Raw genomic sequence first — 7,983 nt, forward strand, 5'->3', positions numbered from 1 at the left:
GACTCACCGTGCTGCCGCGACGCGCCGTGTGGACGGCGCAGTCGTGAACCACCCTTGTCACGGCCACCGCAGACCCACTACGATTCATAGCTAGAAGATAGCTGCAGAAGCGCAGGTCCAGGCGCTGACCGGGGGGTTGTTGCAGCGAGCCACGTATCATCCCAGTTCTCCACATCTGTGGATAATTGTGTGGAAAGACCCCTGGAGTGGCATATTCGTATGGCTGACGGCCAGGCATGTCAGTGGTCGCCGACCGTTGGAGCTCCTGTCGAGTTGCTCCGGGGAGGAAATACTACGTGGACGACGAGCAGAACGTGTTGACCGCGGTCTGGCCCGAAGTGGTCGCCGAGCTCACCGCCGGCTCCACCGACGGAGCCATCCCGCCGGTGACCAACGCCCAGAAGGCGTGGCTCGGTCTGGTCAAGCCGCTCACGGTCGCACAAGGCTTTGCCCTGCTCTCGGTGCCTTCTTCCCTGGCCCAGGAGGCCATCGAACGCGATCTGCGTGAACCGATCCTGCGGTCGCTGGCCCGCCGGCTGGGCCCGCAGGTGGAGGGTCTCGGCGTCCGGATCGCCGCGCCGGCCAACCCGCCGCCGGACCGTCCCGGCGCCGGCGCCCGTCATGCTCGCCTCACCTCACGCCCCGAGCGGATGCGCGACAAGCCCCGGGAACCGGTCGGGTTCGCCGCGCCGCAGTATCCCGACGCCGACGATTTCCCCACCCCACGCTATCTTTCCCCAGCCGACTACCAGGCCCGGACCGCCTATCCCCAGGGTGAGTATCCGTCCGCGCCGATGGCCGGGGAATTGCCGGACAGCCTCGGACCGTCCTCGCCACTGCGCCGGGAACCGGAAGCACATCTGCACGACGATGCGCTGGTCCGGCATCCGGACAATCTGCGTCGCGATCCCGACGATCTGCGCCGGGACCCCGACGTCTTCCGCCACGATCCGGACGCACTCCGGCGCGAAACCGACACGCTGCGCCGGGACGCCGACACCCTGCCCGGCCGGGACGGACTGCACGGTCCGGATTCGCTGCGGCGGGAGGCGGACACACTGCGCCGCGACCACGAACTGCACCATCCACAGGAGGCGCTGCGCCGGGAAGCCGAGCCACTGCGTCACGACCAGGAGCTGCCCCGGGCGGGCGGCCATCCCGGACAGGAATCGCTGTTCGCGCCGGAACCGGAGATCGGCCAGCGCCCGGGCGTGGCCGAGGACGCCGACGAACCAGTGGTGAGCGCGCGCAATTCCTGGCCGACGTATTTCGCGAAGTCGCCGGAACCGCCGGCACCGGCCCCCGCGACGTCCGCGGCCAGTCTGAACGCCAAGTACACCTTCGAGACCTTCGTCATCGGCGCCTCGAACCGGTTCGCGCACGCGGCGGCGGTGGCGATCGCCGAGGCGCCGGCCCGCGCGTACAACCCGCTGGTCGTGTGGGGGGCCTCCGGTCTGGGGAAGACGCATCTGCTGCACGCGGCCGGTCACTATGCCCAGCGGCTGTTTCCCGGGATGCGCGTCAAATACGTCTCGACCGAGGAATTCACCAACGACTTCATCAACAGCCTGCGCGACGACCGGAAGGTGGCGTTCAAACGCCGCTATCGCGAGACCGACATCCTGCTGGTGGACGACATCCAGTTCATCGAGGGTAAGGAAGGTATCCAGGAGGAGTTCTTCCACACCTTCAACACCCTGCACAACGCGAACAAGCAGATCGTGGTGTCCTCCGATCGCCCGCCGAAGCAGCTGGCCACACTGGAGGAGCGCCTGCGCACCCGGTTCGAATGGGGCCTGATCACCGATGTGCAGCCGCCGGAGCTGGAGACCCGGATCGCGATTCTGCGCAAGAAGGCGCGGATGGATCGCCTCGATGTGCCGCACGACGTGCTGGAACTGATCGCCAGCCGGGTCGAGCGCAATATTCGTGAACTCGAGGGCGCGTTGATCCGGGTGACGGCCTTCGCCTCCCTCAACGGCCAGCCGCTGGATCTGTCGCTGGCCGAGGTCGTGCTGCGCGATCTGATGCCCGACACCACGACCATCGAGATCACGGCGTCGACGATCATGGCCGTGACCGCGGAGTACTTCAACACCACGCTGGAGGAACTGACCGGCCCCGGTAAGGCCCGGCCGCTGGCTCAGGCTCGTCAGATCGCGATGTACCTGTGCCGGGAACTGACCGACCTTTCCCTGCCGAAGATCGGCCAGGCCTTCGGTCGCGACCACACGACGGTCATGTACGCGGAGAAGAAGGTGCGCAAGGAGATGACCGAGCGCCGCCGGGTCTACGACCAGGTTCAAGAACTCACAGCCCGAATCAAACAGCGCTCGCGCTGAATCCCTACACAAGCCGATCCACCCGGTTGACCTGGGTGGATCGGCTTTTTCGTGTTGTGGATTCCTCGAGGAGTCCTTGTGGAGTCCTCGAGGAATCCCAGGTTTGTCCTCGAGGTTGCGCACAGTCGATGCGGGAACCTGTGCACGCATTCGCTCACAGCCCTCGGTCCACAGTTCCCACAGCCGAATTCGTCCACGGGGTCCGAACTGCGAAGACGGCCGAATCGGCATGTGGATTCCTCGAGGACTCCTTGTCAGGTCCTCGAGGAATCCCCCGGTAGTGCACCGATCGGCACACACGTGTGTACAACAGGTCTCGAGCCATGGAAGAACTCGAGGATGGCTCGAGGATGGAGGTTGAACAGTTTTCCGGCCTCCACAGCGGCCCACTGTTCATCCTCGAGTCACCCGCCGGACATCCCCACGCCGCCACGCCTCCTGAACTGGGCGGACGGCCCGCGTCCACAGAATCCACAGTGCCTACTACTACTTCAGTTCTTCTTCTTTAGATTTCTTCTTGAAAACAGGGTGTGTGGAAACTCGGCTCGGGGACCGACGGCTCGATCCGTGGCACTCCACATCCGAACGAAGCAGGGAGCAGAACGGAATCGGCCTTCCGGCGACGACGCACCGGGCGAGGGGGTGACGTAGTCATCGCCCGCTTGCGCGGGTACGGTTTGATGTCGGTCGCCTGTGCCACACTGCGGTGCGTACGGGCGAGCCGTTCCGATCGCATTGCCGCGCGAACCACGCTGTTGTATGAACCACGCTGATCACCACGGCGCCGAACAGATCACGACCGATCGAGACTGGGAGAGGACATACCGAGCGATGGAGCTTGCAAGTATGAAGTTTCGGGTCGCTCGCGAGGATTTCGCGGAATCCGTCGCCTGGGTGGCCCGTAGCCTGCCGTCTCGCCCGCCCGTGCCCGTCCTGGGCGGTGTGCTGCTGGTGGCCGACGAGGACGGCCTCACGGTCTCCGGATTCGACTACGAGGTCTCCGCGCAGATGCGCGTCGCCGCCGAGGTGGCAGGCCCGGGACAGGTGCTGGTCTCCGGCCGCCTGCTGGCCGACATCACCAAGGCACTGTCCAACAAGCCGGTCGACGTCTCGGTCGACGGCACCCGCGTGCTGATCGCCTGTGGCAGCGCCAAGTTCTCGCTGCCGACCATGCCGGTCGAGGACTATCCCCAGTTGCCGGAACTGCCCCCGCAGACCGGCGAACTGGGTGTGGATCTGTTCTCCGAGGCTGTGGGCCAGGTGGCGGTCGCCGCCGGCCGCGACGACACGCTGCCGATGCTCACCGGTATCCGGGTGGAAATCGAGGGCTCCCAGGTGGTTCTCGCGGCCACCGACCGCTTCCGCCTCGCGGTGCGGCATCTGGAGTGGCAGCCCGGTCGCTCGGATGTGGAGACCGCGGTCCTGGTCCCGGCGCGCACGCTGTCGGAATCGGCGAAGACGCTCGGCGCCTCCGATGCGCCCGTCCAGCTGGCCTTCGGCACCGGAACCGACGGACTGCTGGGGATCGTCAACGGTGGCCGCCGGACCACCACCCGGCTGCTGGACGCGGAATTCCCCAAGTTCCGCCAATTGCTCCCCAAGGAGCACACCTCGATCGCCACCCTCCAGGTGAGCGCGCTGATCGAGGCCATCAAGCGCGTAGCCCTGGTGGCCGAGCGTGGCGCCCAGGTACGGCTCGAGTTCTCCGATCAGGGCCTGCAGCTCTCCGCCGGCGGTGACGACGCCGGTCGCGCCGAGGAATGGCTGGAGGCCGAGTTCCGCGGTGAACCGCTGACCATCGCGTTCAACCCCAGCTACCTCAACGACGGTCTGTCGGCGCTGCATTCGGACCGGGTGACCTTCGGTTTCACCACTCCCAGCCGCCCGGCGGTGATGTGCCCGACCACCGACGACGAGCCGGAACTGTCGGACTCCGGCGCGTTCGCGGCGTTGTCGAGCAACTACATCTACCTGTTGATGCCGGTTCGTTTGCCCGGCTGATCGATTCGGTTCCCGATGTTCCCGCCTCGCCGGCCCCGATACGACCGGCGAGGCGGCACTCGTTCACCCCGACCTGTGGAGATGTTGATAAACCTGTGAAAAACCCCGGGCGCGTGTGCATTTCGACCCGTCCGTCACAAAGTGCCTGGTGACGGCGGGTTCAGCTATGCACATCCGGACGCTCACACTGCGTGATTTCCGCTCCTGGGAGCACGCCGACCTCGAATTACCCACAGGCAGAACCGTTTTCCTGGGGTCGAACGGCAACGGTAAGACCAATCTCGTCGAGGCCGTCGGATATCTGTCCACACTCGGTTCCCACCGGGTTGCCGGTGATGCCCCGCTGATCAGGTTGGGGCAGCAGCGATCTCGGATCGGCGCGACCGTCGTCAACGGTGGCCGCGAACTGCGGATCGATGTGGAGTTGAATCAGGGCTCCGCCAATCGCGCACAGATCAATCGGTCGCCGGTCCGCCGCACCCGCGAGATACTCGGCATCCTGCAGACCGTGTTGTTCGCGCCGGAGGATTTGGCGCTGGTCCGCGGCGACCCCTCCGAACGCCGCCGTTTCCTGGACGAACTGGCCACCGCCCGGCTGCCGCGCCTGGCGGCGGTCCGCTCGGACTACGACCGCGTGTTGCGGCAGCGCTCGGCACTGTTGAAAACGGCTGGGCGGCAGGCTCGTTCGCGCTCCGGTGCGCCCGCCGAACTGAGCACCCTCGACGTCTGGGACGGACATCTGGCCGCGCACGGTGCGGAACTGCTGGCCCAGCGGCTGCGGCTGGTACATGAACTACACCCCTATCTCGAGCAGGCCTACCGGTCCATCGCACCGGAATCGCGGACCGCCGCCATCCGCTACCGCAGTTCCGCGCTGCCCGAGGAATTCCTGAATCCCCAGCGCTCTCCACAGCCCGGAGATGTCGAGGCGCTGGAGGCGAACATGTTGAGCGAGTTGGCTTCCGCGCGCGGCAAGGAACTCGAGCGCGGCGTCTGCCTGGTCGGCCCGCATCGCGACGATCTGGATCTGATGCTCGGTTCGGCGCCCGCGAAAGGCTTTGCCAGCCATGGGGAATCGTGGTCGTTCGCGTTGGCCCTGCGACTGGGCGCCTTCGAACTGCTGCGCAGCGCGGGCACCGACCCGGTCCTGCTGCTCGACGACGTCTTCGCGGAATTGGATCGCCGCCGTCGCACCGCGCTGGCGGCGGTGGCCGCCGGGGCCGAACAGGTGCTGATCACGGCGGCGGTGTCAGAGGACGTGCCGCCGGAACTCGAGGCCAATCCGGTACGGGTGGAGACCGACGGCGTCGCGGACGTTCGGACCTCCCGCATCGTCGAGCCGCCGGCCGTTGCGGACGAGTTCAACGCTGACCAGTTCCACGCTGACCAGTTCAACGCCGACGAGCCCACCGACGGCCGGCACATCGGATGACGCCGATCGGCGCACCTGTGGCGAACCGGCGCGTGCGCAAGGGGCGCGAGTTGTCGGACCCAGCGGCTAGCCTTGCCGCAATGCAGTGATCGGACGGGAAAGGAGTCGAAGGTGGCCGCAGAACCCGGGCGCGAAGACGGCTCCCCGCCGTCCACCGCCTCCGAACCGGAACTGCGCGGCGTGGACCTTGCACGCCGTGCCCTGGAGGAGGCCCGCGCCGCGGCCCGTGCCAGCGGTAAGGCGGTCGGCCAAGGGCGCGCCTCACCGCGTAAGGGCGGGGTACGAGCATTGCGCCGACGCTCCGGCTGGTCCGGTGCGCGGCCCGACGACCGCGATCCGCAACTGCTCTCCGCGCTGGCCGGATCGCTGGCCAAGAGTCGCGGGTGGTCGGGAAAGGTCGCCGAGGGAATGGTTTTCGGCCGGTGGTCGGCCGTGGTCGGCGACGATATCGCGGCACATGCCGATCCGGTCTCGCTCACCGATGGTGTGCTGAGCATCCAGGCCGAATCCACCGCCTGGGCCACCCAGTTGCGCATGCTGCAGTCGCAGATATTGGCGAAGATCAATGCCGCGGTCGGTCAGGGGGTGGTCACCTCGCTGAAGATCAGCGGTCCGGCCGCGCCGAGTTGGCGTAAGGGCGAGCGGCATATCAAGGGACGCGGTCCGCGCGACACCTACGGCTGATCCGGGCCCGTGAGTTTCACGTGGAACCGGTGCGGAGGATCGTCTCGCGCGAAACCACATCGGCGTAACTTTCCGGGGCGGGATCCGAGTGCCCGTCGCTTTCCGCTGAGGCTCACGGGAGCGGGTTCGCCTATAACCGGACCCGGTGGCGACCGATTTCACGCACTCACGACGCTCTCAGGGGTGTCATAGGTACATCCTGTGCCGGGGGTACCAGTAGGATGGAAGAGTAACTAGCGGCGATACCTTCGGCGCGTTCCGTGCAGCACGCGCGAGGACCCGTAATTCTCGAGCAGTTCGAACATCTCGAGCAGAGGCCATACGGGGCTCGGTCTGTGTGTGTTGTCCGACGTCGCATCGAGGGATCAGCAAGTAAGGAGAGCTACCGAGCAGTGGCTGCCAACGACTCCAACGCAAGCGGCTCGTCCAAGGCGAAAGCGGGCAACAAGGACTACGGTGCCTCCAACATCACCGTTCTCGAAGGACTCGAGGCGGTCCGCAAACGCCCCGGTATGTACATCGGTTCCACCGGTGAGCGCGGTCTGCACCACCTGATCTGGGAGGTCGTGGACAACTCCGTCGACGAGGCGATGGCCGGCTACGCCAGCCGGGTCGACGTGACCCTGCTGGCCGACGGCGGCGTCGAGGTCGTCGACGACGGCCGCGGTATCCCGGTGGCGATGCACGCCACGGGCGTGCCCACCATCGAGGTCGTCATGACCCAGCTGCACGCCGGTGGCAAGTTCGACTCGGACGCCTACGCCGTGTCCGGTGGTCTGCACGGTGTCGGTATCTCCGTGGTGAACGCGCTGTCCAGCCGGATGGTCACCGAGATCGACCGCGACGGCTTCCATTGGAGCCAGGAGTACAAGGACGCCAAGCCCGGCAAGCTCGTCAAGGGCGAGCCCACCGACCGGACCGGCACCACGCAGCGCTTCTGGGCGGATCCGGAGGTCTTCGAGACCACGACCTACAACTTCGAGACGATCTCGCGCCGGTTGCAGGAGATGGCCTTCCTGAACAAGGGCCTGACCATCACCCTCACCGACCAGCGGGTCAGCGAGGCCGAGGTCACCGACGAGGTGGTCAGCGAGACCGCCGAGGCGCCCAAGCATGACGAGGGCACCGCCGCGGCGCCGGAGCCGAAGGTCAAGACTCGCACCTATCACTACCCGGGCGGGCTCGAGGATTTCGTCAAGCACATCAACCGCACCAAGCAGGCGATCCACAACACCGTCGTCTCGTTCACCAGCAAGGGCACCGGCCACGAACTCGAGGTCGCGATGCAGTGGAATTCGGGGTACTCCGAATCCGTCCACACCTTCGCCAACACCATCAACACCCACGAGGGTGGTACCCACGAAGAGGGCTTCCGCGCGGCGCTGACCACGGTGGTCAACAAATACGCCAAGGACAAGAAGCTCCTCAAGGAGAAGGACGGTAACCTCACCGGCGACGACATCCGCGAGGGTCTGGCCGCCATCGTGAGTGTCAAGGTCAGCGAGCCGCACCAGCGGATCGTTC

The 7,983-nt window shown here is 66.4% G+C and carries 5 protein-coding genes; all 5 read left to right on the plus strand.

Annotation, left to right across the window (positions count from 1 at the left end; genetic code table 11):
- Window positions 1-296: 296 nt before the first annotated feature.
- Entirely contained in the window at window positions 297-2,342 is a 2,046-nt protein-coding gene (gene dnaA / locus IRT45_RS35565) for a chromosomal replication initiator protein DnaA (RefSeq protein ID WP_194810149.1), read from the plus strand.
- Window positions 2,343-3,173: 831 nt separating this feature from the next.
- On the plus strand, window positions 3,174-4,343 hold the full coding sequence (gene dnaN / locus IRT45_RS35570; protein ID WP_194810150.1) for a DNA polymerase III subunit beta: 1,170 nt from the start codon (window positions 3,174-3,176) through the stop codon (window positions 4,341-4,343).
- 166 nt (window positions 4,344-4,509) lie between these two features.
- Window positions 4,510-5,775, plus strand: a complete 1,266-nt coding sequence (gene recF / locus IRT45_RS35575; protein WP_194810151.1) for a DNA replication/repair protein RecF — start codon at window positions 4,510-4,512, stop codon at window positions 5,773-5,775.
- Between the two features lie 111 nt (window positions 5,776-5,886).
- Window positions 5,887-6,459, plus strand: coding sequence for a DUF721 family protein (locus tag IRT45_RS35580; protein ID WP_194810152.1), 573 nt, complete (start codon window positions 5,887-5,889; stop codon window positions 6,457-6,459).
- Window positions 6,460-6,851: 392 nt separating this feature from the next.
- A partial coding sequence (locus IRT45_RS35585; protein ID WP_309241299.1) for an ATP-binding protein occupies window positions 6,852-7,983 on the plus strand: 1,132 nt, incomplete at its 3' end.

This window comes from Nocardia sp. BSTN01 (assembly GCF_015354405.1).
GTDB lineage: Bacteria > Actinomycetota > Actinomycetes > Mycobacteriales > Mycobacteriaceae > Nocardia.